This window comes from Variovorax sp. KK3, assembly GCF_001984055.1.
Classification (GTDB): Bacteria; Pseudomonadota; Gammaproteobacteria; order Burkholderiales; family Burkholderiaceae_C; genus Variovorax.
In genome coordinates this window covers 62,580-87,784 of the sequence record NZ_LYVO01000018.1, presented here as the reverse complement: position 1 = coordinate 87,784, position 25,205 = coordinate 62,580, and the positions used below count along the sequence as shown (strand labels likewise).

Genomic DNA, 25,205 nt, shown 5'->3' with positions numbered 1-25,205 from the left:
GCCGCGTGCTTCAACGCTGCGGCATGTTCTTCACCGAATAGCCGAGGCTCACCGTCGCGTCGTCGGGAATCGCCGGCATGCCGTCGTTCCACAGCTGCCAGGCATTGCGCATGGCGGCCAGCCGTTCGGGTTCACGCTCGGCCTGGTTGGCCCGCTCGCGCTCGTCGGCCGGGATGTTGAACAGGTACTCGTTGCCGTCGACCTGCAGGTACTTCCAGTCGCCGTCACGCAGCGCGCGCTGGCCGCGGTGGTTCATGCGCCAGTGCAGCGGGCGGTGAAAGCCGAGCGAGGAATCGCGCAGCACCGGCAGCAGCGACACGCCGTCGAGCGGAAAGTCCGCAGCGGCTTTCGCGCCTGCGGCGTCGAGCATGGTGGCGGACCAGTCCATCGTCATGCAGTGCTGGGCGCTTTCGCTGCCGGGCCGGATCACGGCCGGCCAGTGCGCGATCCACGGCACGCGGATGCCGCCCTCGGTCAGGTCCATCTTGCCGCCGACCAGCGGCCAGTTGTCCGAGAAGCGCTCGCCGCCGTTGTCGCTGGTGAAGACCACCAGCGTGTCGTCCGCGATGCCCAGCTTGTCGAGCGCCGACATGATCCAGCCGATGCCCTCGTCCATGTGATGGATCATGCGGCGGTACACGTGGATGTTGCCGCCGGCCAGATCGAAGAGGTTGTTCTTCACCGTCGGCGCGCGGCCTTCGTCCTCGCGCGTTTCCCAGGGCCAGTGCGGCGCGGTGTAGTGCAGGCTCAGGAAGAAGGGCGCTTCCTGCTCCGCCATGCGCTCGACGTAGTCCACCGCGCGGCGCGAAAGGAGGTCGGTGAGGTAGCCCTCTTCCTGCCGGTCCTCCTCGCCGAACCACAGGTCGTGGCGGCCGCTCGAATCGCAGTGGGTGAAGTAGTCGACGCCACCCGACATCGGCCCCAGGAACTCCTCGTAGCCCGAGCGCAGCGGCCCGAAGGCCGGCGGATAGCCCAGGTGCCATTTGCCGATCAGGGCCGTGCGGTAGCCGGCCTCGCGCAGCAGCGAGGGCAGTGTCGGATGCTCGGGCGGCAGGCCCAGGCTGGTGCTGCCGCGGCTCTTGCTGTTGATGGGCTCCTCGGCCGCACCGCGCAACCGGTATTGGTAGCGGGCCGTCATCAACGCGAAGCGGGTGGGCGAGCACACGGGCGAGTTGGCATAGCCCTGCGTGAAGCGGATGCCGTTGGCGGCCAGGCGGTCTAGCACCGGCGACACGGGCCCGAATGGCGCATCCCGGCCGCCATAGCAGCCGAGGTCTGCAAAGCCGAGGTCGTCGGCCACGATGAAGATGATGTTGGGGCGTTTCATGAGGGGCCTCTCGGGTCTCAGGGCTGGTAGCCCGATTTCTGCACCACCGGCGCCCATTGCGCGCGGTAGGCCTTGAGCATGGCGGCGGTCTGCTCCTGCGTGCTGACCACCGGCGTCATCAGCGATTCCTTGAAGCGGCGCTGCGTGTCCGCGTCCTGCATCACTTCGCGGATGGCTTGCGACAGGCGCGCGACCTTGTCGCGCGGCATGGTGGCGGGCGCGAAGAAGGCATTCCAGCCCAGGCCGACCAGGTCGAGCCCGGCTTCCTTGAAGGTGGGCACTTCCGGCGCGAAGGGCGAGCGCTTCGTGCCCGACATCGCGAGGATGCGCACCTTGCCGGCCTGGTGCTGCGGGATCACCACGTCGAGCGTGTCGACCGCGATCGGCACCTGGCCGCCGATCAGGTCGGTCATCAGTGGTGCCGAGCCGCGGTAGCCCACCACCTGCGTCTGCACCTTCGCCTTTTCGCCGACCATGAGGCCGAAGAAATGCGGCAGGCTGCCGGTGGCAGGCACGCCCACGTTGGCCTTGTCGGGATTGGCACGCATCCAGGCCAGCAAGTGCGGCAGCTCGCGCACCGGCACGGCGGTCGACACCGACAGCGCGAACTCGTAGTCGTTGACGTGGGACACCGGCACGAAGTCGCGCTCGGGGTCGTAGCCGTTGTCCTTGAAGACCAGCGGCGCCACCACCATCACGGCGGGGTTGGCGACCATCAGCACGTTCTGGCCGGCCGGCGTGGCCTTGACCTGCTGGGCGGCGAGGCGGCCGCCGGCGCCGGGCTTGTTGTCGACGACGACCGGCACGCCGAGCTTCGCCGAAAGCTTGTCGCCGACGATGCGGGCGACGCGGTCGGTGGCGCCGCCGGGCGCGTAGCCCACGACGATGCGCAGCGGGCCATCGGCCGGCTGGGCCGCGGCGCCGGTGGCGACCGCGCCGATGGCGGCGAGAAGGGCGATGCCGGCAAAACGGCGAAGAAGTGAAGACGCTTGCATGGGGTTGTTCAATCGTTGGCCTGGAAGTTCACGGCCCGCATGATGCCTCCCCAACGCGCCGTGTCCTCGCGCATGGTCTTCAGCAAGGCTTCGGGGCCATCGCCCACGGGGTACATGCCGTTCTGCAGCAACTGCTGGCGCACCTCGCGCGTGTTCACCGCGCGCGTGAACTCGGCGCGCAGCTTGTCGACGATGGGCTGCGGCGTCTTGCGCGGTGCGTAGAAGGCGAACCAGGCGGTCGCGACCACGTCCTTGTAGCCGGCTTCGACGAAGGTGGGCAGGCTGGGCAGCAGCGGCGAGCGCTTGTCGCCGCTGGTGGCCAGCACCTTGGCGCGGCCCGTGCCCAGCATCTGCTGCGCGCCGCCCACGGTGTCGAAGTACACCGGCACGGTGCCGCCCATCAGGTCCTGGCGCGCCGGCGTGGAGCCGCGGTAGGGCACGTGCGTCATCTTCAGGCCGGCCGCGCGGTTGAGCATCTCGCCGAGGAAATGCGAAGGCGTGCCGGCGCCGTAGGACGCGAAGCTCAGCTTGTCGCCCTGCGCCTTGGCCCAGGTGACGAACTCGGGCAGCGTGTTGGCCGGCACGTCCTTGTGAACCGTCAAGGCCAGCTCGAAGCGCGCCGCGTTGACGATCGGAATGAAGTCCTGCACCGGGTCGTACGAGAGGTTGCGATAGGCACTGGGGAACATGGTCATCATGCTCGCCGTGCCCAGCAGCAGCGTGCGGCCGTCGGGCGCCGCGGTCTTCACGGCTTCGACCGCGATGCGGCCGGCCGCGCCGGAGCGGTTGTCCACCACCAGCGGACCCAGCGAGTCGCGCACCTCGTGGGCGATGGCGCGGGTCAGCACGTCCTGCGTGCCGCCGGCGGGCACGCCGATCAGCACCTTGATCGGTTGGCCGGGCACGAAGGCCTGGGCCTGCGCGATCGATGCCACGGGTGCGAGCGCGATGCCGCCGAGCAGGGCGAGCGCATGGCGCCGGTCGAGGAGGGTGTCGGTCATGAAGAAGCGTCTCCGGGTGTTGTGTCGAATGTCCGTCGGGTGCCGGCGCCGCAGCGGCCCTCGGCCCGATCCACTTTAGAGTCGCGTCATTCGATTGATCAAATCAACTGTCCCCAGGACTAACCCCGAGATGGTTTCTTCCCCGCGCCGTCCGCTGGACGACCTGCTGTTGTACCGACTGTCGCGCCTGCTCGCGGTGGCCGGCAGCATGGTCATCCGGTTGTGCGAAGGGCGCTTCGGCATCACGCGGCGTGAATGGCGGCTCATCGCCACGCTGGCCAGCCGCGGCGAGCTCGGCTCGTCCCAGCTGGCCGAGCATGCGCAGCTCGACCGCGCCCGCACTTCCAAGGCCATCGGCTCGCTGGTCGAGAAGCAGTTGCTGCTGCGCGGCCATCCGGCCGGCGACCGCCGACAGGTGTTGCTGCGGCTGTCGGACCGCGGGCAGGCGCTGTACGACGAGCTGTACCCGCTGGTCAGCCGCATCAACGCCGAGCTGATGGACGCGCTCGATGCCGCGGAGGCCGAACGGCTCGACGAGATGCTGCGCCGGCTGCAGGCGCGTGCCGAGCAATTGACGAGCGAAGCCGTGCTGCCCAAGGCCGACCGGGGCCGGCGCGGCGCGGGCTCGCGCTGAAGCCGCGCGGCGCTCATCTCAGTCGACCTTCATGCCCGTGGCCTTGACGATCTTCCCGTAGCGTGCCTGGCTCGCCGCAAGGTGGCGCACCGCGTCGTCACCGGTCTCGCCCACGGCCACCATGTCCAGAGTGGCCAGCCGCGACTTGATCTCGGGCAGTGCCATGGCCGACGTGAGCGCGCTGCGCAGTGTCTGCATCACCGGCTCGGGCGTAGCGGCCGGCACCATCGCGAGGTAGAGCACTTCGAATTCCAGGTCCTTGAGGCCCAGCTCGCTCACGGTCGGCACCTGCGGCAGTAGCGGCGCGCGCTGGCGGCCGGTCACGGCGAGCGCCCGCAGCTTGCCCGCCTGCAGCTGCGGCAGCAGGCCCGGCGTGGCGACGATGCCGGCTTGCACTTCACCGGAGAGCATGGCCATCACGGCTGGCGCGTTGCCCTTGTAGGGCACGTGCGTGATCTTGGCGCCCGTGGCGTTGGCGAAGATCTCCGCCGCGATGTGCCCCGGGCTGCCGTTGCCGGCCGAAGCGAAGGTGGAGGCCTGCGCCTTGCTCGCCGTGACGAACTCGGGCAGCGTCTTCGCGCCCACCGAAGGCCCGACGCCGAAGCTCAGGCCCGATGAGCTGAAGATCATCAGCGGCTTCAAGTCCTTGGCCGCGAATGGCATCGTGGCGTAGAGGTGCGGGTTGATGGTGAAGGTGGTGTCGATCGACAGCAGCACCGTGTAGCCGTCGGCCGGGCTCTTGGCCACCAGGTCGGCGCCGATGTTGCCGCCGGCGCCGGGCCGGTTGTCGACCACGAACGGCTGCTTCAGGTCTTTCTGCAGCACGTCGCCCAAGGCGCGGCCGAGGATGTCGAGCGGGCCGCCGGCCGGGAAGTTGGTGATGAACTTCACCGGCTTCTGCGGATAAGCGCCTTGAGCGAACGAGGTCGTGGTCGCGCCGAAAGCGAGCGCGGCGCAGGCGGCGGCGAGGCCGAGGCGGCGCAGCGCGCCGAGCGGGGAGGTGCGGGTCATGGTGTCGTGTCTCCGAATTCGCAAGGGCCCGTCGCCGGGAGACGGCGTGCGGCCACAAGAGCGACTCTAGGAGCGCGCCCAGCCCGGCACAACTGAAAGCTCTTCTGCCAGCTATTCCCGTTGGTTATATTTCCGGCTGCGCTTTTCAGAGAGGCCGCCGATGTCTGCCATGAACTTTGCTCGCCTCAAGCTGCGTCACCTGCAGTGCCTGGTGATCGTGGCGCAGGAGCGCAACCTCGTGCGCGCGGCCAAGGCGCTCGCGCTGACGCAGCCTGCGGTGTCGAAGACCATCGCCGAGCTGGAAGACATCGTCGGCCGTCGCCTGCTGCTTCGCCGCCGCCGTGGCGTGGAGCTGACGCCGGCCGCCGACGTGCTGGTGCGGCATGCGGTGGTCGCCTTGCGCGGCTTGCGTGAAGGCCTGGGCCTGGCGCTGGACCAGCCCGAACTCGACCAGCTGCAGGTGGCGGTGGGCGCATTGCCCAACATGGCCGCCCACCTGCTGCCGGTGGCCGTCGCCGCGCTGCATGCGCGTTCGCCGTCGTTGCGCGTGCGCGTGGTCAGCGGCACCAACGCGCAGTTGATGACGCAGCTGCGCCAAGGCGAGATCGACCTGGTGCTCGGCCGGCTGGCGCAAGCATCGGCCATGGCCGACCTCGCCTTCGAGCAGCTCTACAGCGAGCCGCTGCGGCTGGTCGCGCGGCCCGGCCATCCGCTCGCGTCGCAGCGCCGGCCCAGGCTCGATGCGCTCGCGGCCTATCCGCTGGTGATGCCGGTCTCGGGCACGCTGGTGCGCCAGACCGCCGACACCTTCCTCGTCGCCCAAGGCATGGCGCCGCCGCGCTGCCTGATCGAAGCGACCGACACCAGCTTCGCGGTCGGGCTGCTGCAATGCTCGGATGCCGTGTGGTTCGCGCCGCAGGGTGCGGTCGACGGCTTCGTCTCGCGTGGCGAGCTGAGACGGCTGGCCATCGACACCGCGAGCACCGAGGGCCCGGTCGGGTTGACGATGCGGCGTGGCGCCGAGGTGGGCGAAGGCGCACGGGCGCTGGTCGAGGCGATCCACGAGGTGGTGCGGCAACGCTCCGCGTAGGCCGGCCAGGTGCATGCAGGCGCACGCACGTGCACGCCCATGCACTCAGGCCGTGGCGTGTGCGGCCTGCGGCAAGGGCAGGTCTGGTTGCGATGCAGTCGGCGCGACGGCATCGCCCTCGATGCGCAGCCGCGGCAGGAACTGCGGGTAGCTGCGCTGCATGAATTCGATCAACCCCTCGCGCACCGAGCAGCGCAAGTCGAAAGCCAGCGACGACGATGCCGCCGTGCACAGCACGCGAATCTGCATCGTGCGCTCGGTGGTGTCGGTGACGCGCAGGTTGAAGAAGCGGCCGTCCCACTCGGGCGCCGACTTCACGATGCGCTCGACCTCTTCGCGCAGCGGCACCAGCGGCATGCCGAAGTCGGCGTAGATGAAGACCGAGCCCAGCAGCTGCGAGCTGCTGCGCGTCCAGTTCTGGAAGGGCTTCTCGATGAAGTACGACAGCGGCAGGATCAGGCGCCGGTCGTCCCAGATGCGCAGCACGACGAAGGTGCCGGTGATCTCCTCGACCCGGCCCCATTCGCCTTCGACCACCAGCACGTCGTCGATGCGGATCGGCTGGGCCAGTGCGATCTGCAGGCCGGCGATGAGGTTGCTGAACACCGGCTTGGCGGCCAGGCCGGCCACGATGCCGATCACGCCGGCCGAGGCCAGCAAACTGGCGCCGACCTGGCGCGCGCCCGGAAAGGTCATGAGCATCAGCGAAGCGCCGGCCACCAGCAGGATGCTGGCGGCGGTGCGCGAGAGCACGCGCGTCTGGGTGAGCACGCGGCGCGCCTGCAGGTTGTCGGCCACGTCGTAGGGATGTTTGGCCAGCACCCCGTCGGCGATCCCGTTGACCGCGCGAATCGCGAGCCAGGTCAGGGCCGCGATCAGCAGCAAGCCGTTCAGATGGCGCACGCTGCCGATGAATTTCAGGTCGTCGGGTGCGGCCTGCCACACCATCTGCAGCGCGATCAGCGGCAGCACGAAGCGTGCCGCGACCTGGATGTTGACCAGCATGGCATGCAGCACCGGTATGGGGCGCGCGAGGCGCCGCAGCACCATGCCACCGATGCGGTGGACGAAAAGCGCCAGCGGCGCGGCGATCAGTGCGGCCAGGCAGGGGCCGAACCACGGATGGGAAAGCAACATGTCCAAAGTCATGCTGCCGACCTTACGCAGTCTCGGGCACCTCCTCTGTAGGAGCTTGAAGGATTCGGGCCGCGTCGTCGCGCAGCTGCGCCGAAATGCCGATCGCCATGTCGAGCCGGCGCAGCAGCCAGGGGCTGACGTCGTTGTCGAAAGGGTCGGGCAGGGGAATCGGCTCGGCCACGGTGGTGGCGGGGGCGCTGTCGGGCATCACGGGGCCGGTGGTCGGCGTGCTGCCGATGTTGGCCTCGATGCGCACGGCGGCGCGCTGCAGCGGGTCTTCGATGTCGGCCGGCGTGAGCCGGTCGTGCCGCAGCACGAGCATCGACTTGACCGCACTCAGCTGTGCCAGCAGCTGGTAGCTGTGGGCCTGCAAGTGCTCCAGCGGCTCCAGCGGCGGCCGCACGGCGCGCGGCTCCGACAGCGACCGCGCGGTGGCCTGCACCAGGGCCGAGAGGCTGTCGAAGGCCTCGCGTCGCGCCAGCCGCCATTCGAGTTCGGGGCTGGTCTGCACCGCGCGCAGCTGGCCCAGGCCGAGTGCGAGCCTTGCGTGGCGTGCCTGTGCGGTGAGGCAGCGAGCCACCAGCGACGGGATCTGGCTGCGCTCCCACGACGGCAGCACGTAGCAGAAGGCCCAGGCCACGCCGGCTCCGATCAGCGTGTCGGCCACGCGTTCGAACAAGGCGAAGGTCGTGCTCATGCCGACGTTGAGCTGGTGCGCCTGCAACAGTCCCAGCACGGTGGCGGCGACCGAGGTGATGAGGTACTTGCGCACCGCGAAGCCGTGCGCGATGGCCTGTGCGAAGGTCATGGCCGCGAGCGTGGCCAGCGCACCGGGATGGGCCGACAGCAGGGCCACCGCGAACACGCAGCCCAGCAGCGTGCCGGCCACGCGGCTGTTGCGCCGCTCCAGCGTCTGCGACAGGCTGCCGCGCAGCACCACCACGATGGTCAGCAAGATCCAGTAGTCGTGCGAGCCCCAGGGCAGCAGCACGGCGATGGTGTAGCCGGTGCCGATGGCGAGCGCGGCGCGGATCGCGTGGCGCAGCGGCGGCGCGTCCCAGCGCCACAGCGTGAGAAAGGGCAGCAGCGACCAGTCGGTCGGGCTCACGAACATGTGCCAGTTGGCGCGCACCACGGCCAGGTCGGGCTGGCGCTCGCCGCGCGCCAGGCCCACCAGGCGCAGCACCTCGTCGTTGATGTGGCCGATGCGGCTGGCCAGCCCGCGCGCGAGCATGGCGGGTGTCGGCCCGCTGGCGGCGGCCGAGGGATGGGCCGGGTCGTCTTCGAGATGGATGGCGGCCAGCTCGGGGCGGCGATCGGGCACGGGATCGGGCTGCCGGCCCAGCAGCATCGCGTCGGCCAGCGCGGCCGTTTCGTCGGAGAGTTCGAGCAGGATGCGCTGCATGTCGCACAGCGCCTCCGCATGACCCGGATGGGCCTTGAGCGCGTCGAGGTCGAGTTCGGAGGCCAGCAGCATGTCGCGCAGCTCCAGCACCGTGACCAGCATGCCGGCCAGCCGCTGACGGCGCGGCGTGCGGGGGGACTCGAGCACGATGTCGCGCGTGGCCTGCAACTGGTCGGCCAATGCGGCCTGCTCGCGCAGCAGTTGGCCCAGCAGCGGCGCCTGCACCTCGCGCACGTCGCCCGACTCGTCGCGCGGCGTGAACTGACGGGCCTCGGTGCGCATCAGCGCGGCCAGCGACAGCAGCAGGTCGGACATCGCCTGCACGCGGTAGCGGCCGTTGAGCAGGTGGTTGGCCAGCAGCGAGTAGATGACGTAGAGCCCCGCGCCCAGCCCGAAGTGCATGGTTCGCTCGACGGCCTCGTGCATGCCCGCGGGCGCCGGCGTGGCCATCGAGAAGATCATCGAGAACATGATCGCGATGGCGATAGGAATGCCGCGCTTGCCCCAGGCCATGGCCACGAAGGCGAGGAAGGTGGCGGGCACGACCAGCAGGCCGAGGCGCAGTGGCGCCGAGTGCAACAGTTGCACCAGGAAGAAGAGCGGCAGCCCGACCAGCGGCGAAGGCACCATCTGCCAGAACTTGCCGCGCCGGGGGCCGGGCAGGTCGGGTGGTGCGCTCACGATCACGCCAACGCCGGCCGCGGAGGCCGCCGCGGTGCCCAGTGCGATGTGCACGCCGCCCGAAATCAGCAGCAGCCCGACCGCGACCGACAGGCCGTTGGCGACGTAGTACGACAGGGCCACGCGCAGCGCGGCGCGGCCCCGACGGGTGGCGAAAGCGGTGGCGTCGCTCTCCGCCCGCATCACTCGGTGGCGGCTTCGCCTGCGGCGGGTGCGGCCGGTGATTCTTCGCGGCGCAGGCGCGTCAGCTTGCGCGGGGCCGGCGCTGCCGATGCTGCATCCGCGGCGGGCTCCGCGCTTTCTGCCAGGCCGTGCACCGTGCTGCGCGCATACACGCCGCCGGCCGACGGGTCGACCGCCCGCACGCGCTCGCTGGCGGCGAACTTGTCGTCGACGCTGGCGAACTTCGAGTACTTGGCGAGCAGCGGCACCAGTTGGCCGTAGATGCGCGGTGCGCCGGCCAGGCATTCGCGTTGCTCGAGGAAGTCGGGCTCGCCGGTGAAATTGCCGATGAGTCCGCCGGCCTCGGTGACCAGCAGCGAGCCCGCGGCCACGTCCCAGATGTTGAGGCCGGTTTCGAAGAAGCCGTCGCTGAAACCGGCCGCGACGTAGGCCAGGTCGAGGGCCGCCGCGCCGGGCCGGCGCAGGCCCGCCGCGCGCGGCATCAGGTCGGCCATGATGGCCAGGTACTGCTTGAAGTTGTCGCCGGTCCTGAAGGGGAAGCCGGTCGAGATGAGGCACTCGGACAGCCGCACCCGCTTGCTGACGCGGATGCGCCGCTCGTTCATGAAGGCGCCGCGGCCGCGGGTGGCCGTGAACAGGTCGTTGCGCGTGGGGTCGTAGATGACGGCTTGCTCGACCTTGCCCCGGATGGCCAGTGCGATCGACACGCAGTAGACCGGAAAGCCGTGGATGAAGTTGGTGGTGCCGTCGAGCGGATCGATGATCCAGACGAAGTCCGAGTCCTTGGCGCCGTGTTCGGTGCCCGATTCCTCGGCGAGGATGCCGTGTCCCGGGTAGGCGCCCAGCAGGGTGTCGATGATGACCCGTTCGCTGGCGTGATCGACTTCGGTCACGAAGTCGTTGACCTGCTTCTGCGAGATGCGCACTGCCTCGATGTCGAGCGCAGCGCGATTGATGATGGCGCCGGCGGCGCGGGCGGCCTTGACGGCCACGTTGAGCATGGGGTGCAGGTTGGGAGACGGCATCGGATGGGGGGAAGAACAACGGGCGCTGCCCGAGGAGGCGGCCCGGCGATGCGGGCGGCGAGAATCGCGGATTTTACCGGGCCCGGGCCGGCCGACCCGGCTCATCGCTTCTTGTCCTTGCCATGCGCACCCGATTCATCCTGATCCAGACCAGCCATGCCGGTAACGTCGGCGCCGCGGCGCGTGCCATGCGGACCATGGGCTTCGACGACCTGGTGCTGGTGGCGCCGCGCTGGGCCAATGTGCTGCGGCGCGAGGAAACCATCCAGCGCGCCAGCGGGGCGCTCGACGTGCTGGCCAAGGCCCGCATCGTCGACACGCTCGACGAAGCGCTCGATGGCGTCACCCACCTGTGCGCCACCGCCATGGTGCCGCGCGACTTCGGCCCGCCCACCCGCGGCCCGCGCGAGCACCTGGGGCCGCTCGCGCAGCAGGCGGGGCAGCATGTCGCGTTCCTGTTCGGATCGGAGCGCTTCGGCATGCGCAACGAAGACGTGTACCGCTGCCACGTGGCGCTCAGCATTCCCACCGACCCGAACTTCGGTTCGTTGAACCTGGGCGCCGCGATCCAGGTGATCGCCTATGAATGGCGGATGGCGCTGGGCGGCTTCGCAGCGCCGGTGCGCGAGGCGGCCGAGCAGCCGCACGCAGCCGATGCCAGAGCGGTGGCGGGCATGCTCGAACACTGGGAGCGTTCGCTGGTACAGGTCGGCTTTCTCGATCCGGAAGCACCCAAGAAGCTGATGCCGCGGCTGGCCCAGCTCTTCAACCGCGCGCAGCCGACGCCGGAAGAGATCCACATCCTGCGCGGCATCGCCAAGGCCATGGCCGACGCGGCGCAGGGCGGCACATACAAGGCCCCCCAGGCCTCGAAAGCCGCAACGAAGACCCCACCGCCGGCGCGCGATGAGGGCTCGTCTTAGACTGCGCTGCCCATAACGACATAACCAGAACATCCATGTTCTCGCGCCTGCGTTCCGACATCCAGTGCATCCTCGACCGCGATCCGGCGGCGCGATCGCGCTGGGAGGTGCTGACCCTGTACCCCGGCCTGCATGCCGTGGTGCTGCACCGGCTCGCGCACTGGTGTTGGGGCCATGGCCTCAAGTGGGTCGGGCGCTTCGTCTCGCAGGTGTCCCGCTGGCTCACCGGCATCGAGATCCACCCCGGCGCCGTCATCGGCGACCGCGTGTTCTTCGACCATGCGATGGGCGTGGTGGTCGGCGAGACGGCCGAGATCGGCGACGGCTGCACCATCTACCAGGGCGTGACGCTGGGCGGCACTTCGCTCTACAAAGGGGCCAAGCGGCATCCCACGCTGGGCCGCAATGTCGTGGTGAGTGCCGGTGCCAAGGTGCTGGGCGGTTTTACCGTGGGCGATGGCGCCAAGATCGGCAGCAATGCGGTGGTGATCAAGCCCGTGCCTGCGGGCGCGACGGCCGTGGGCATACCGGCTCGCATCATCCCGGCGAAGGCCGGTGCAACTGCGGACGTGGACGGCGCCGACGGCAAGTTCGAGGCCTACGGCATCACACAGCAGGACGACCCGCTGTCCTTGGCCATGCGTGGGCTGATCGACAACGCGGCGAACCAGGAGCACCAGATCGCGCTGCTGTGGCAGGCGATCGAGGCGCTGTCGTCGCAGGGCAGCAAGGATTGCGTGCCGGACGAGGCTGCGACGACGGAGAACTTCGAGAAGGGGCGGCTGGCGGACTTGGTCGGGAAGTAGCGGGAGCAAGCAGAAGGCGAGAGGTATTGCTCCCTCTCCCTCTCCCTCTGGGAGAGGGAGCAAGACAGGGCGCTAAGGGAACGTGCGAATCGCCGACTTCGGCCTGAATGCCTTGCACACCGATTCGTCGGTATCCAGGTACGGCCCGCCGATCAGATCGATGCAATACGGCACCGCCGCGAAGATGCCCGGCACCACCTGCTTGCCGTCCGCATCCTTCAACCCTTCCAGCGTTTCCGCGATCGACTTCGGCTGCCCCGGCAGGTTGATGATCAGGCTCTTGTCGCGAATCACCGCCACCTGCCGCGACAAGATGGCCGTCGGCACGAAGCGCAGGCTGATCTGCCGCATCTGCTCGCCGAACCCCGGCATCTCCTTGTGCGCCACGGCCAGCGTGGCCTCGGGTGTCACGTCGCGCAGCGCGGGGCCGGTGCCGCCGGTGGTCAGCACGAGCGAGCAGCCGGCATCCACCAGCTCGATCAACGCGGCGCTGATGCGCTCGGGCTCGTCCGGGATCAGGCGGGGCTCGAAGGCGAGGGGGTTGCGCAGCGCGCGTTGCAGCCAGTCTTGCAGGGCGGGCAGGCCCTTGTCTTCATAGACGCCGCTGGAAGCGCGGTCGCTGACCGAGACGATGCCGATGCGCACCGGGTCGAAATTCGGCGATGCCGTCATGCGTCCTCCTCGCGGGCCTGGGCGGCCGCTTCGGCGGCATGGTCGTCGGTGCCGTGCACCTCGAGTTGCGCGCGCAGCAGCTGGAACAGCTCGCGGTAGGCCTTGCCCTGGCGCTGCGCCTCGCCGGGCGCGCCGTCCTTGAAGTCCTTGCGGGCCTGGCGCACCAGTGCGCGCAGCTGCTGGGCGTCGGTGCCGGGGTGGGTCTCGATCCAGCCACCGAGCGCGTCGTCGTCCGCGATCAGCCGGTCGCGCCAGCGCTCGGCATCGTGAAGGATGGCGGCTTCGATGGCAGGACCGCGGTTCTGCTCGTCGAGCGAAGCGCGAATGGCGTCGAGCGTGGCCGCATCGAGGCCGCGCATCAGCTTGCCGATGAACTGCATCTGGCGGCGCTTGCCCTCGAAATTGGTGATGCGCTTGGCTTCGTCGATGGCGTCGACCAGCTTCTCGCCGAGGTCGAGCTTGTCGAACAGGCCGGCACGCAGGCCCAGCAGGGCCTCGCCCAGATCCTGAAGTTCGGCGCTTTCGCGCTTGAGATCGGTCTTGCTGGCGGCGTCGCTGCCCTTGAGCTCGCGCTTGAGTTCCTGGTCTAGTTCGCTGCCTTCGGCGACAAAGGTGCCGCGGACGAAGTAGCCTTTCTTGGGTTTGCGGGGCATGGGGGACTCGTTGCTGCCCCCTCGGAGCGGGGGGCGCAAGTATCATAGCCCTCCACATGAGCACACACCCCTCGCGCGCCGACGCCGGCTTCGCCTACAGCCGTCCCTTCTTCGAAAACCTGGTCGACACCGCGCTGGCCCATGCCCGCAAGCTCGGCGCCACGGACGCCGGGGCAGAGGCCTCAGAGGGCTGCGGCCTGAGCGTTTCGGTGCGCAAGGGCGAACTCGAAAACGTCGAGCGCAACCGCGACAAGTCGCTCGGCATCACGGTCTACGTGGGCCACCGCCGCGGCAACGCCAGCACCTCCGATTTCTCCGAAACAGCCATCCAGCAGACCGTGCAGGCGGCTTACGACATCGCGCGCTTCACCGCCGAAGACCCGGTCAGCGGCCTGCCCGACGAGGCCGACATCGCCACCGAGCAGCCCGACCTCGATCTCTTCCACCCCTGGGAGGTCACGAGCGAGCAGGCTGCGGCCCTGGCCCTGGAATGCGAGGCCGCGGCGCTGTCGACCGACAAGCGCATCACCAACAGCGAGGGCGCCGGCGTCTCGGCCCAGCAGAGCCACTTCTTCAGCGCGCACACGCGCGGTTTCCGCGGCGGCTATGCGAGCTCGCGCCATTCGATCTCGGTCGCGCCCATCGCCGGCAAGGGCGACGACATGCAGCGGGACGCCTGGTACAGCTCGATGCGTTCGGCCAGCGAGCTGGCCAGCCCCGAGTCCGTCGGCCGCTATGCCGCCGAGCGGGCGCTCAGCCGCCTGAAGTCGCGCAAGATCAAGACCACCGAGTGCCCGGTGTTGTTCGAGTCGCCGCTGGCGGCGGGCCTGCTGGGCGGGTTGGTGCAGGCCACCAGCGGCGGTGCGCTCTACCGCAAGAGCAGCTTCCTGCTCGACTCGCTGGGCAAGCCGGTGCTGGCGTCGCATCTCGACGTGGCGGAAGACCCGCACATCCCGCGCGGCAAGGGCAGCTCGGCCTTCGACGACGAAGGCGTGGCCACGCGCAAGCGCAAGGTGGTCGACGGCGGCCGGCTCGAAGGCTATTTCCTGAGCACCTATTCGGCCCGCAAGCTGGGCATGAAGACCACCGGCAACGCCGGCGGCTCGCACAACCTCACGCTGAGCTCGCGCCAGACGAAGCCCGGCGACGACCTCGAGGCGATGCTGGCCAAGCTGGGCACCGGCCTGTTCGTCATCGAGCTGATGGGGCAGGGCGTCAACTACGTGACCGGCGACTACTCGCGCGGCGCCAGCGGCTTCTGGGTCGAGAAGGGCAAGATCGCTTTTCCGGTTCAAGAGATCACCATCGCCGGCAACCTCAAGACCATGCTGATGGGCATCGAGGCGGTGGGTGCCGATGCGTACAACTATGGCGCCAAGACGACCGGCTCGATTTTGGTCAACAGAATGAAGGTCGCCGGCAGCTGATCGGCTGCTGGTCCGGGGGCTCAGCCCAGCAGGCGCTGGGCATGCAGGCCCAGCCCCTGCGCAACGCTCGCGTCGCGGTCGCCATGGATGGCACGGGCGTTCGGCAGGGCGGCCGCGATTTTCTGCGTGAGCGGCAGGAAGCCGGTGGAGCCGCCGGTGAAATACAGCACGTCGACATCGCCCGCGTCGACGCCCGCGGCGAGCAGCGTTTCTTGCGCCGCTTCGACGATGCGCCCCATGTCGGGATCGAGCGCCTGGACCGCCTCGGCCTCGTCGAGCGTCGAGCGGAGTCCGTCTTCGAGCCGATCGAGGTCGATCTGCGTGCTGCCGCCCTCGGCCACCGCGATCTTGGCCGCCTCGGCCTGGGCGATCAGCGCATGGCCCAGGTGATCCTCGACCACCCGCATCAGCCGCGCATGCTGGTCGGTGTCGGCGTAGAAGCTGCGCATGCGGCGCAGCTCGGCGACCCGCTGAGGGCCGTACACCGTGTTGATCAGGTGCCAGGTCGCGAGGTCGAAGTAGACGCGGCTCGGCACCTCGCGCGGGGTCTGGCCGGGCCGGCTGGGGCCGAAGCCGCGGTAGCCGCACCAGGGCAGGATGCTGGTCAGTTCGACGTGCCGGTCGAAGTCGGTGCCCGCCACGTGCACGCCATGGTTGGCCAGGATGTCCTCGCGCCGATCGATGCGCAGGCGCCGCTCGGGCCCCACCCGCACCAGCGAGAAGTCGGACGTGCCGCCGCCGATGTCGGCCACCAGCACCAGCTCTTCGCGGTCGATGCCCTGTTCGTAGTCGAGCGCCGCGGCGATGGGTTCGTACTGGAAGCTGAGCTCGCTGAAGCCGACCGCGCGCGCGGCGTTCTCGAGCGCCTGCTGGGCCTGGCGGTCGCGCGCCGGGTCGTCGTCGACGAAGAAGACGGGCCGCCCGAGCACCACGCGCGACAACGTGGTGTCGGCTTCTCGCTCCGCCAGCGTCTTGAGATGGCGCAGGTAGCCGCCGACCACGTCGAGGTAGCGAACCGAGCGGCCGGCGCCGATGTCGGTGCTCTGCTCGGCGAGCGTCGAGCCCAGGATGCTCTTCATCGAGCGCATGAGCCGGCCGTCATGGCCTTCGACGTAGGCGGCCAGCGCGGCGCGGCCGTAGAAGCGCAGCGGCTCCTCGTGCGGCGCCAGGCCCTCGACCTGGTAGAAGACCGCGGTCGGCATGGTGCGCTGGCCGTTCTCGAGCGCGACCAACGCGACGCGGCCCGGCCCGGCGGGCAGGGCGATGGCGGAGTTGGAGGTGCCGAAGTCGATGGCGCAGTAGGACGCCGGGCGCGGTGATGTCATGACGGCGAATGCGCCCCGATGGATTCGCCCGACACGGGGGCCAGTGCGGCACGCACCCGGTCGATGACGCGCACGTAGGGGGTGGCGAAGCCGTCGAGCGGGGCATCGGGCGCCAGCCACTGGAAGCGGAACACCAGGCCATCTTCCTCGGGGCTGCCCGAGGCCACGTGCTCGAATCGCTCGGGCTGTGGGCTCCGGATGCGCATCAGGAACAGATGCCAGAGCTGGGCATGCCGTTCGATGTTGCCTTCGATGCCGGCCTCGCATTCGCGCTCCATCGTGCCCAGCGGCTGCAGCGCGTCGTCGTAGGCGATGCCGGATTCCTCCAGCAACTCGCGCCGCACCGCGTCTTCGGGCGACTCGCCGGGCTCGATGGTGCCCTTGGGCAGCTGCAAGCCGCCATCGCCGGGGTGGAAGAAGACCAGCAGGCGGTCCCGGTCGTCGACCAGGCAGGCACAGGCCTTGAGGACCGGCGACGCCGTCACGTTCAGGCGCCCGAAAGAGCGGCCTTGACGGCGGCGCTGACCTGGCCCATGTCGGCCTTTCCGGCGAGGCGGGACTTCACGGCGCCCATCACCTTGCCCATGTCGCCAGGGCCCTTGGCGCCCAGCTCGGCTACGATGGCCTTGACCTCGGCCGCGATCGCGTCGGCGTCCATGCGCTGGGGCAGGTAGACCTCGAGCACCTTGATCTCGGCCGTTTCCTTGTCGGCCAGGTCGGTGCGCCCGCCCTGGACGAAGGCGGCGACCGAGTCCTTGCGCTGCTTCACCATCTTGTCGAGGATGCCCACGATCAGCGCGTCGTCGAGTTCCACGCGCTCGTCGACTTCCTTCTGCTTCATGGCCGCCATCAGCAGGCGGATGGTGGCCAGGCGCTCCGAGTCCTTGGCGCGCATGGCGGTCTTCATGTCTTCGGTGATCTGGTCCTTGAGGCTCATGGCGTTCTCTTTCTGGGTGGGCGGAAATGACAAGAGCCGCGGCAGGATGTCCCTGGCGCGGCTCGCGGCGTTGGCTGGTGTCCGGCCTTCAGGCCGGTTCAGCGATGCCGGCTCTTAGTACAGCTTCTTGGGCAGCTGCATGCTGCGCACGCGCTTGTAGTGGCGCTTGACGGCTGCGGCCTTCTTGCGCTTGCGCTCGGCGGTCGGCTTTTCGTAGAACTCGCGGGCACGCAGGTCGGTCAGCAGGCCGAGCTTTTCGATGGTGCGCTTGAAGCGGCGAAGTGCGACGTCGAAAGGCTCGTTTTCTTTAACGCGGATGGTGGTCATTGATGAATCGGTTGCTTGAATGTTGGCCTGGGGAAGATCGGGCCCCGGGCCGGGTGTCCTCAACACGAAAAGGGGTGGGCCGTTGAGGGGAGGCCAAAGTTAGCCGGGCATTATAGCGTCAGAACTCGCGCTGGCCAGCGCCTGGGCGCAGGCGTGGGCGCTGGCCCAGGCCCATTGAAAGTTGTAGCCGCCCAGCCAGCCGGTCACGTCCACCACCTCGCCGATGAAAAACAGGCCGGGCTGCTTCGATTCCATGGTCTGGGACGACAGGTCGCGGGTGTCGACGCCGCCGGCCGTGACCTCGGCCTTCTTGTAGCCCTCCGTCCCGCTGGGCGTGATCTGCCAGCGCGCGATGCGCTCGGCCAGGGCCGCCAGCGCGCGGTCGGCCGCTTCGTTGATGGGGCGCTGCAGCGCCGCGTCCTGGCCGACCCATGCATCGGCCAGGCGGCCCGGCACCAGACCGGCCAGCTCGTTGGCGATGCGTTTGCGGGAGCGCTGCTTGGCCTCGCCCAGCGCGGCCTGCACGTCCACACCGGGCGCGAAGTCGATGGTGAGCGGGCTGCCGGCCTGCCAATAGCTGGAGATCTGCAGTACCGCGGGGCCCGAGAGGCCGCGGTGGGTGAACAGCAGGTCCTCGAGAAACGCCGTGCGCTCCTTCTTGCTCCCCGTCGCGATCTGCACTGGCAAGGCGAGGCCGGCCAGTTCGGCGTACGGCGCCCAGGCTTCGCCGCCGAAGGTCAGCGGCACCAGCGCGGGCCGCGGCGTGACGACGCGCAGGCCGAACTGGGCGGCGATCCGGTAGCCGAAGTCGGTGGCGCCGATCTGGGGAATCGACAGGCCGCCGGTCGCCACCACCACCTGGTGCGCCCGCACCTCGCCCTGCGCGGTCTGCAGCCGATAGCCACCGCCGGGCGTGAACCCGATCTCGTCCACGCTGCAGGGCTGCCGATGCGTGACGCCGCCGCTTGCGCATTCGGCCAGCAGCATGTCGATGATCTGCTGCGAAGGCCCGTCGCAGAACAGCTGCCCCTTGTGCTTCTCGTGGTACGCGATGCCGTGCCGCTCGACCAGCGCGATGAACTGCTGCGGCGTATAGCGCGCCAGCGCCGAACGGCAGAAATGCGGGTTGCCGCCGATGAAATGCCGCTGCGGCGCGCGCACGTCCAGGTCGCGGTTGGTGAAGTTGGCGCGGCCGCCGCCCGAGATGCGGATCTTCTCGGCGATGCGCTCGGCATGGTCGAGCAGCAGCACCTTCAGGCCGCGCTGCCCCGCCATGCCCGCGCAGAACAGGCCGGCGGCACCGGCTCCGATGACGACGACGTCGAAGGCCTCGAAAGCGCCGTCCGCCGCCATCAGCCCTTCCACACGAACGGAAACTTCAGCTGCTTGAAGAAGCCGTTGGGCACGTAGTCGCCCACCACGCCGTAGCGCTCGGGCCAGAGTTTGGTGCTCTTGACGGCGGTGCCGAACAGGTAGTCGAGAAAGGCGTAGTGCGCCGCGTAGTTCTTGTCGATCGCCTCGTCGTCCTGGCTGTGGTGCCAGTGGTGGAAGTTGGGCGTGACGATCACGTAGCGCAGCGGCCCCAGCCGCACGCTCACGTTGCAATGGTTGAAGACGGCCTGGAAGCCGACCACCACGATGTAGGCATCGATCACTTCCTTGCTGAAGCCCAGCACGTAGATGGGCGCCAGCACCAGCGTGCGGGTGATCAGCAGTTCGAGGATGTGCTGGCGCGAGCCGGCCAGCCAGTCCATGCTCTTCACGCTGTGGTGCACCGCGTGCAGGCGCCACAGCAAGGGCACCTCGTGGTAGGCGCGGTGAGTCCAGTACTGCACCAAGTCGGCCACCAGCACGATCAGGAGCAGTCCCACCCAGAAGTTGAGCCCCGCGATCCAGCCGCGGATGCCGTCGTTGGCGGCCCAGCCGAAGAGCTTGTGCACCAGCAGGTTCGTGGCCAGCAGCACGAAGCCCACGATCATGTGGTTGACCACGAAATGGTGGAAGTCGGTCTGCCACTCGGCGCGGAACACCGGCTGCTCCTTGCGGTGGGCGAACAGCTTCTCGATGAAGATGAAGATCAGCGCGGAGCCCAGCAGGTCGAGGATGAACCAGTCGAGGCCGATGTAGGGCGTGTTGTCCGCGAAGTCGTTGACCGGCACCTTGTGACCGCCCAGCAGGGCGGCCGCCACCACCAGCAGGAACGCGAAAGCCGACAGCCAGCGCGAGCGGTTGAAGATGATGTTGACCAGCGACAGCCCGCCCGCGACGACCATCGACGTCAGCAGCACGATGCGCATCACGTCGACGTTGTAGCTGCGGCGCAGTTCGGGCGTGCTCAGGTACTGCGGAAAGTGGAAGACCAGCACGCCCAGGAAGCACAGGATGCCCAGCGACAGCGCGATGGTGCCGGTGACCAGCCCCTTGCCGCGCTGCAGCTCGCCGTGGCTGTCGACGAATTCGTTGAGTTTCTCGAGCTCCAGCATGCCCTTCTCCGTGTTGTTCTTTCAGGGCGAAGATTCTAGGCCGCGGGCTCGGCGGCAACGACCGTCCGAACGGCCGAGTTGCCACCGATCGACAGGCTCAGGTACCGAAGCGCGAAGCCGGCAGCCCGGCGGCGGCCAGGCCGCGCAGCACGTCGCCGACCACGATCACGGCCGGGCTGCCCAGCCCGGCGGTCGCCAGGTCGAGCGGAAGGCGTGCCAGGGTGGTCGTGATGTGCTGCTGCTCCGGCAGGCTCGCATGCTGGATCACCGCCACCGGCGTTTCGCCCGGCAGGCCGCTCAGCAGTTGCTGCTGGATGCCGACCACGCCCGCCACGCCCATGTAGATCACCAGCGTGAGCCGTGCGTCGCGCACGGTCGCCGCCAGCTGGCGCCAGTCGGTCGGATGCTCGGCGGCGGCGTGGCCGGTCTTGGCATGCCCGGTGACGAAGACCACGCCCTGCGCATGCTCGCGGTGGGTGAGCGGAACCCCCAGCGAGGTCACGGCAGCCAGGCCGGCGGTGATGCCGTTGACGACCTGCACCTCGATGCCTTCTTCGCGCAGATGCTCCACCTCCTCGCCGCCGCGGCCGAAGATGAAGGGGTCGCCGCCCTTGAGGCGCACCACCGTCTCGCCCTCACGCACCGCGGTGATCATCAACCGCTCGATGAAGGCCTGTGGCGTGCTCTTGCAGCCGCCGCGCTTGCCGACGTGGACGATGCGTGCGCCGGGCCGGGCATAGGCCAGGATCTCGTCGCTGACCAGGTCGTCGACCAGCAACACGGTCGCGGCCTGGATGGCCTTGGCGGCCTTGATGGTCAGCAGTTCCGGGTCGCCCGGGCCGGCACCGACCAGCGTGCAGCTGCCGGCGTGAAAGGATTGGCTCATTGTTTGCGCTCCAGCTCGTGGGTCAGTTGCAGGATCTGGCGGACCTGTTGTGCGATGGCGTCGGGCACGGGCGCGTGCCCGGCCAGCACCCGGCGCGTGTAGTCGGCGGTGGTGGCGATGTCGATTTCGGTGGGCAGGCCCGGCACGTCCGACAGCGTGCCCGGCTGGTGCGACTGCAGCGCGATACGGCGCCCGCGCACGAAGCCGTCGACCTGCGCGGTGCGGCGCGGATCGGCCGCACTCTCGCCTTCGAGGCCGCGCGAGAGCAGGGCGGTCGCGCCCATCAACTCGAAAGTCGCGGCCATCGACTCGGCGTAAGCCGGATGGGTGTAGCTGCCGACCACGACGCCTTCGCCCTCGCAGGGCTGCATCAGCTTGACCACGCTGTGGCCCGGATTGCGCAGGCCCACCACGCGGCGCACGTCGAGCAGACGCTTGAGGCCGGGGCTCAGCAGCTCGGTGGGTACGAACGCGACTTCGCCATCGGCGATGGGGCGGATGGCCGGCAGCGGTTGAATGCCGAGCGCGGCGAGCACGTTGGACGACAGCACGCGCGCCGTCTCGGTGGCCGCGCCATGCACCAGCACCGGCACGCCTTCGCGCGCGAGCAGCAGCGCGAGCAGCGGCGTGAGCACCGGCAGCTTGCGCGCGCCGTTGTAGCTCGGCAGCACCACGGGCGGATGGCCGGCGACCGGGATGCGCGCCAGGCGTTCATGGGTGGCATCGAGAAAACCGGCCATCTCTTCGGGCGTCTCGCCCTTGATGCGCATGGCCAGGCAGAAGGCGCCCATCTCCAGGTCGCTCACGCTGCCGTCGAGCACCTGGCCGAACAGGTCGTGCGCCTGCGCGCGGTCGAGCGGCTTGGCGCCGCGCGCGCCGCGGCCGATTTCCTTGATGTAGTGGCTGATTCCCATGGGTGTGCGGATTGTCCCGCAAGGCTTATGCCGGATCGGCAGGCCGCTTATTACCCCGGCGGCAGCGAGTGCAAGGGTAGTGGTCATGGCTGCAGTACCAGGGCCGGCATGGCGGGGGCACGCACCATGCGCTTGAGTTCGGGCAGGCACGAACCGCAGTTGGTGCCGCACTTCAGCGCACCCTGCAGCGCGGCCAGGCGCTGTCCCTCGTCGCCCGACGCGGTGGCCAGTTCGTCGGCAATCGCGGTCTGGCTGACGCCGAAGCAGCTGCACACGACCTTGCCGCGCGTGGCGACGCCGGCCGGCGCGGCGGCGCCCGGCTTGAGCAGCTGGCGGCCATAGGACTGGGCCGGCAGGCGTTCCTGCAGCAGGGTCTTGATCCACGCCTCGGCACGGGTGTCGCCGCCGAGCAGGAAGGCTTCGAGACGCGCATCCTGGCCGTCGCGCACGAGCCGGGCCGTACGTCGCTGGCCGTGCTTGCGGTCGGCGTAGCGCAGGCTGTCGTGGCCGTCGAGCCCGAGCAAGGCCTCGATGCGGGCCAGCATCGCGTCCGGCGGCGCCTCGTAGGCGGCGGCGCGAAAGAGCACACCGCTGCGCTGCGGCGAACCATCCTGCAACGCGCCCGAGTCGCCGAAGGGCACGCAGCTCGCGAACGGGAAAGCGCCCATCAGTTCGCGCAGAGCCTCCCGCGACTCGAGGATCTTGTCCTGCGGCAGCCAGCCCACGGCCAGCAGCGACCAGGGCATCTCGGCCTTGAGGATCTTCACCGCCGCGTGCTTGAGCTCGGGCTGTTTCGAATCGGGGCAGAAGGCCGGGCTCGTCAGCGCGTTCACGCCGGCCAGCAGTTCGCCGGTGCTCGACCGGCCGCTGAGGTATTCGCCGCCCCAATGCATCGCGACGAAGGCCTGGCTCAGGCCCAGGTCGGTGCTGGCCGACACCGGCAGCAGGATCGACCCGCGCTTCGAGGTCACGTGGACCAGTTCGCCGTCTTTCAACTGACGGCGCGCCATGTCCTGCGGATGCATCTGCACGGTGGGCTCGGGCACGTGGCCGAACAGGCGCCCCAACGTGCCGGTGCGGCTCATGCCGTGCCACTGGTCGCGCAGCCGGCCGGTGTTCAGCGAGAAGGGGTAGCGCGCCTCGCGTGCCTCGGCCACCGGCTTGTAGGCGACGTCGGCGAAGCGTGCGCGGCCGTCGGGCGTGGGGAACACGCCATCTTCGTAGAGCCGCGCCCGACCGGTGGCATCGCCTTCGCGCAGCGGCCACTGCTGCGGCGCGGCGTCGAGCATCGCGTAGCTCATGCCGGTGATGTCGAGGTCGCGGCCGCGCGTCGATTCGCGGTGCTCGTTCCAGACCGATTCGGCATCCGCGTAGGGAAAGAGCGTGCCCGCGCGGCCGAGTTGCCTTTCCAGCCGCCGCGCGAAGTCGTTGGCGATCACCCAGTCGTCGCGCGTCTCGCCCGGCCGCGCCACGGCGTTGCGCACGCGCGAGATGCGGCGCTCGCTGTTGGTCACGGTGCCGTCCTTCTCGCCCCAGGTGGTAGCGGGCAGCAGCAGATCGGCGTAGTCGCAGGTCGCGGTGGTGGAGAAGGCCTCCTGCACCACCACGAACTCGCAGCGCTGCAGCGCACGGCGCACCGTGGCCTGGTCGGGCATCGACTGCGCGGGGTTCGTGCAGGCGATCCACAGCGCGCGGATCTCACCGTCGGCGGCGGCCTGGAACATCTCGACCGCGGTCTTGCCCGGCTTCTCCGGCACCGAAGGCACGCCCCACAAGGCGGCGACTTCGGCACGATGCTGCGCATTGCCGAGGTCACGATGGGCCGACAGCAGGTTGGCCAGCCCGCCCACCTCGCGCCCGCCCATCGCATTGGGCTGGCCGGTCAGCGAGAAGGGCCCCGCGCCCTGCTTGCCGATCTGGCCGGTGGCCAGGTGCAGGTTGACCAGCGCCGCGTTCTTGGCGGTGCCGGAGGACGATTGGTTGAGCCCCTGGCAGTACAGGCTCAGCGTCGCGGCGGAGGTCGCGAAGAGCCGCGCCGCCTCCAGCAGGTCTTCCTTGGCGATGCCGCAGACCTGCGCGACCCGGTCGGGCGTGCAGTCGCGCACCTTGGCCTTGAGTGCGTCGAAGCCGCTGGTGTGGGCGGCGATGTAGGCGGCATCGGTCCAGCCTTCCCACAGCATCAGGTGCAGCATGCCGTGGAACAGCATCACGTCGGTGCCCGGCTGCAGTGCCAGGTGCAGGTCGGCGATTTCGCAGGTGTCGGTGCGGCGCGGGTCGGCCACGATGATCTTCATCCCGGGGTTCGCGGCCTTGGCGTCCTCGATGCGGCGAAACAGGATCGGGTGTGCCCACGCGGTGTTGCTGCCCGCGATGAAGAGGCACTGCGTGTGCTGGAAGTCGTCGTAGCAGGCCGGTGGCGCGTCGGCGCCCAGCGTCTTCTTGTAGCCGGCCACCGCGCTGCTCATGCACAGGCGCGAATTGGTGTCGATGTTGTTGGTGCCGATCAGGCCCTTGGCCAGCTTGTTGAAGACGTAGTAGTCCTCGGTCAGCAGCTGGCCCGAGACGTAGAACCCGACGGCGTCGGGGCCGTGCTCGCGGATCACCTGGGCGAACTTGCCGGCGGCGGTGTCGAGCGCGTCGCCCCAGCCCACGGCTTCGGGCGCGGCGCCGCGCGCGGCACGCCGCATCGGCCGCAGCAGGCGCGTCTGCATCGTGACGGCGGCGGATGCGGTCAGGTGCAGGGTCGAGCCCTTGGTGCAGAGCCGGCCGAAGTTGGCCGGGTGGTCAGGGTCGCCGCGCACGCCGGTGATCTGGTCGCCATCGGATTCGATGATCACGCCGCAGCCGACGCCGCAGTAAGGACAGGTCGAGCGCGTCTGCATTTGCTCCCTCTCCCTCTGGGAGAGGGCGGGGGTGAGGGCAGGCTGCGTGTCCATGGGAACGCCCGGTGCCCTCACCCTAGTCTTCTCCCGCAGGGAGAGGGAACAACTCCACGCGCCTGGCGGGGCCGGCGACCGGGCGCGGCAGGTCGGTCGCGTGCGTCTCCAGTTCCTCGGCGCCCAGGTGCACCACGCCGTCCTCCACCTTCACCGCGAATCGCGGCGTGCAGCCCTCGTCGGGAGCCCTCGCGCAGCCGTCGTCCAGGCCGATCGACCAGTTGTGCAGCGGGCACGCCACGCTGGTGCCGAACACGATGCCCTGCGACAACGGACCGCCCTTGTGCGGGCAGCGGTCGAGCAGTGCGAACACCTGGTTCTCGGCGTTGCGGAACACGGCGACGTCCACGCCCACCGGGCGCGCCACGCGGCGCGCACCGAGCACGGGGATGTCGTCGACGCGGCAGATGACTTTCCATTCGCTCAT

Annotated in this window: 24 protein-coding genes; 5 read left to right on the top strand and 19 right to left on the bottom strand. The window is 69.4% G+C overall.

Features of this window, described 5'->3' with window-relative positions; all coding sequences use genetic code 11:
• Positions 1-10 precede the first annotated feature (10 nt).
• From B0W80_RS11400 to B0W80_RS11390, 3 genes are read right to left on the bottom strand one after another with little or no spacing between them, the layout of a single operon-like run.
• Positions 11-1,327, bottom strand: a complete 1,317-nt coding sequence (locus B0W80_RS11400; RefSeq protein WP_076999248.1) for a sulfatase — start codon at positions 1,325-1,327, stop codon at positions 11-13.
• 17 nt (positions 1,328-1,344) lie between these two features.
• Positions 1,345-2,322, bottom strand: a complete 978-nt coding sequence (locus B0W80_RS11395) for a Bug family tripartite tricarboxylate transporter substrate binding protein (RefSeq protein WP_076999247.1) — start codon at positions 2,320-2,322, stop codon at positions 1,345-1,347.
• Positions 2,323-2,330: 8 nt separating this feature from the next.
• Complete coding sequence (locus tag B0W80_RS11390) at positions 2,331-3,323, bottom strand: tripartite tricarboxylate transporter substrate binding protein (RefSeq protein ID WP_076999246.1); 993 nt, start codon at positions 3,321-3,323, stop codon at positions 2,331-2,333.
• Between the two features lie 130 nt (positions 3,324-3,453).
• Here B0W80_RS11390 and B0W80_RS11385 point away from each other — a divergent pair, with 130 nt between their 5' ends.
• Complete coding sequence (locus tag B0W80_RS11385; RefSeq protein ID WP_076999245.1) at positions 3,454-3,957, top strand: MarR family winged helix-turn-helix transcriptional regulator; 504 nt, start codon at positions 3,454-3,456, stop codon at positions 3,955-3,957.
• A gap of 18 nt (positions 3,958-3,975) precedes the next feature.
• On the opposite strand, the gene B0W80_RS11380 is transcribed toward B0W80_RS11385, so the two are convergent.
• Positions 3,976-4,968, bottom strand: coding sequence for a tripartite tricarboxylate transporter substrate binding protein (locus B0W80_RS11380; protein ID WP_076999244.1), 993 nt, complete (start codon positions 4,966-4,968; stop codon positions 3,976-3,978).
• Positions 4,969-5,137: 169 nt separating this feature from the next.
• Between B0W80_RS11380 and pcaQ the strand changes: the two genes are divergently transcribed.
• Positions 5,138-6,058, top strand: a complete 921-nt coding sequence (gene pcaQ / locus B0W80_RS11375; RefSeq protein WP_076999243.1) for a pca operon transcription factor PcaQ — start codon at positions 5,138-5,140, stop codon at positions 6,056-6,058.
• 45 nt (positions 6,059-6,103) lie between these two features.
• Here pcaQ and B0W80_RS11370 read toward each other — a convergent pair whose 3' ends face one another.
• From B0W80_RS11370 to B0W80_RS11360, 3 genes are read right to left on the bottom strand one after another with little or no spacing between them, the layout of a single operon-like run.
• On the bottom strand, positions 6,104-7,207 hold the full coding sequence (locus tag B0W80_RS11370; protein ID WP_076999242.1) for a mechanosensitive ion channel family protein: 1,104 nt from the start codon (positions 7,205-7,207) through the stop codon (positions 6,104-6,106).
• A gap of 10 nt (positions 7,208-7,217) precedes the next feature.
• Positions 7,218-9,464, bottom strand: coding sequence for an FUSC family membrane protein (locus B0W80_RS11365; protein ID WP_076999241.1), 2,247 nt, complete (start codon positions 9,462-9,464; stop codon positions 7,218-7,220).
• Positions 9,464-10,489, bottom strand: a complete 1,026-nt coding sequence (locus B0W80_RS11360) for an inositol monophosphatase family protein (protein WP_076999240.1) — start codon at positions 10,487-10,489, stop codon at positions 9,464-9,466. The genes B0W80_RS11365 and B0W80_RS11360 overlap by 1 nt, the downstream gene beginning before the upstream one ends.
• A gap of 122 nt (positions 10,490-10,611) precedes the next feature.
• Here B0W80_RS11360 and B0W80_RS11355 point away from each other — a divergent pair, with 122 nt between their 5' ends.
• Complete coding sequence (locus B0W80_RS11355) at positions 10,612-11,412, top strand: RNA methyltransferase (RefSeq protein WP_076999239.1); 801 nt, start codon at positions 10,612-10,614, stop codon at positions 11,410-11,412.
• 35 nt (positions 11,413-11,447) lie between these two features.
• Complete coding sequence (gene cysE, locus B0W80_RS11350; protein WP_076999238.1) at positions 11,448-12,218, top strand: serine O-acetyltransferase; 771 nt, start codon at positions 11,448-11,450, stop codon at positions 12,216-12,218.
• A gap of 72 nt (positions 12,219-12,290) precedes the next feature.
• Here the strand turns inward: cysE and mog are convergent, their stop codons facing one another.
• Together mog and yjgA are read right to left on the bottom strand one after the other, a co-directional pair.
• A complete protein-coding gene (mog, locus tag B0W80_RS11345) occupies positions 12,291-12,890 on the bottom strand; it encodes a molybdopterin adenylyltransferase (RefSeq protein WP_076999237.1) in 600 nt (199 codons plus the stop codon).
• A complete protein-coding gene (yjgA, locus tag B0W80_RS11340) occupies positions 12,887-13,543 on the bottom strand; it encodes a ribosome biogenesis factor YjgA (protein ID WP_076999236.1) in 657 nt (218 codons plus the stop codon). The genes mog and yjgA overlap by 4 nt, the downstream gene beginning before the upstream one ends.
• A 56-nt stretch (positions 13,544-13,599) precedes the next feature.
• Here yjgA and pmbA point away from each other — a divergent pair, with 56 nt between their 5' ends.
• Positions 13,600-14,970 carry a metalloprotease PmbA gene (pmbA, locus tag B0W80_RS11335; protein ID WP_076999235.1) on the top strand — a complete coding sequence of 457 codons (1,371 nt, stop codon included), beginning with the start codon at positions 13,600-13,602 and terminating at the stop codon, positions 14,968-14,970.
• 20 nt (positions 14,971-14,990) lie between these two features.
• On the opposite strand, the gene B0W80_RS11330 is transcribed toward pmbA, so the two are convergent.
• The 10 genes from B0W80_RS11330 to nirD all read right to left on the bottom strand — a co-directional run bounded on the left by B0W80_RS11330 (position 14,991) and on the right by nirD (position 25,205).
• Positions 14,991-16,295, bottom strand: coding sequence for an Hsp70 family protein (locus B0W80_RS11330; RefSeq protein WP_076999234.1), 1,305 nt, complete (start codon positions 16,293-16,295; stop codon positions 14,991-14,993).
• On the bottom strand, positions 16,292-16,780 hold the full coding sequence (locus B0W80_RS11325) for an NUDIX domain-containing protein (RefSeq protein WP_143684577.1): 489 nt from the start codon (positions 16,778-16,780) through the stop codon (positions 16,292-16,294). Before B0W80_RS11325 ends, B0W80_RS11330 begins: the two co-directional genes overlap by 4 nt.
• Before the next feature lie 2 nt (positions 16,781-16,782).
• On the bottom strand, positions 16,783-17,232 hold the full coding sequence (locus B0W80_RS11320; RefSeq protein WP_076999232.1) for a GatB/YqeY domain-containing protein: 450 nt from the start codon (positions 17,230-17,232) through the stop codon (positions 16,783-16,785).
• A gap of 114 nt (positions 17,233-17,346) precedes the next feature.
• Entirely contained in the window at positions 17,347-17,559 is a 213-nt protein-coding gene (gene rpsU / locus B0W80_RS11315; RefSeq protein WP_007833691.1) for a 30S ribosomal protein S21, read from the bottom strand.
• A 99-nt stretch (positions 17,560-17,658) separates the two neighbouring features.
• Positions 17,659-18,912 (bottom strand): NAD(P)/FAD-dependent oxidoreductase, encoded by a 1,254-nt coding sequence (locus B0W80_RS11310; protein ID WP_076999231.1) that lies wholly within the window; start codon positions 18,910-18,912, stop codon positions 17,659-17,661.
• Entirely contained in the window at positions 18,912-20,042 is a 1,131-nt protein-coding gene (locus tag B0W80_RS11305; RefSeq protein ID WP_076999230.1) for a sterol desaturase family protein, read from the bottom strand. The genes B0W80_RS11310 and B0W80_RS11305 overlap by 1 nt, the downstream gene beginning before the upstream one ends.
• Before the next feature lie 97 nt (positions 20,043-20,139).
• Positions 20,140-20,928 (bottom strand): uroporphyrinogen-III C-methyltransferase, encoded by a 789-nt coding sequence (cobA, locus tag B0W80_RS11300; protein ID WP_076999229.1) that lies wholly within the window; start codon positions 20,926-20,928, stop codon positions 20,140-20,142.
• The gene (gene ybiB, locus B0W80_RS11295; RefSeq protein ID WP_076999228.1) at positions 20,925-21,842 is read right to left on the bottom strand and encodes a DNA-binding protein YbiB; all 918 of its coding nucleotides are present in this window, start codon (positions 21,840-21,842) and stop codon (positions 20,925-20,927) included. Before ybiB ends, cobA begins: the two co-directional genes overlap by 4 nt.
• Before the next feature lie 83 nt (positions 21,843-21,925).
• Positions 21,926-24,724, bottom strand: a complete 2,799-nt coding sequence (locus B0W80_RS11290) for a nitrate reductase (protein WP_076999227.1) — start codon at positions 24,722-24,724, stop codon at positions 21,926-21,928.
• A 76-nt stretch (positions 24,725-24,800) separates the two neighbouring features.
• Entirely contained in the window at positions 24,801-25,205 is a 405-nt protein-coding gene (gene nirD, locus B0W80_RS11285; RefSeq protein WP_083745314.1) for a nitrite reductase small subunit NirD, read from the bottom strand.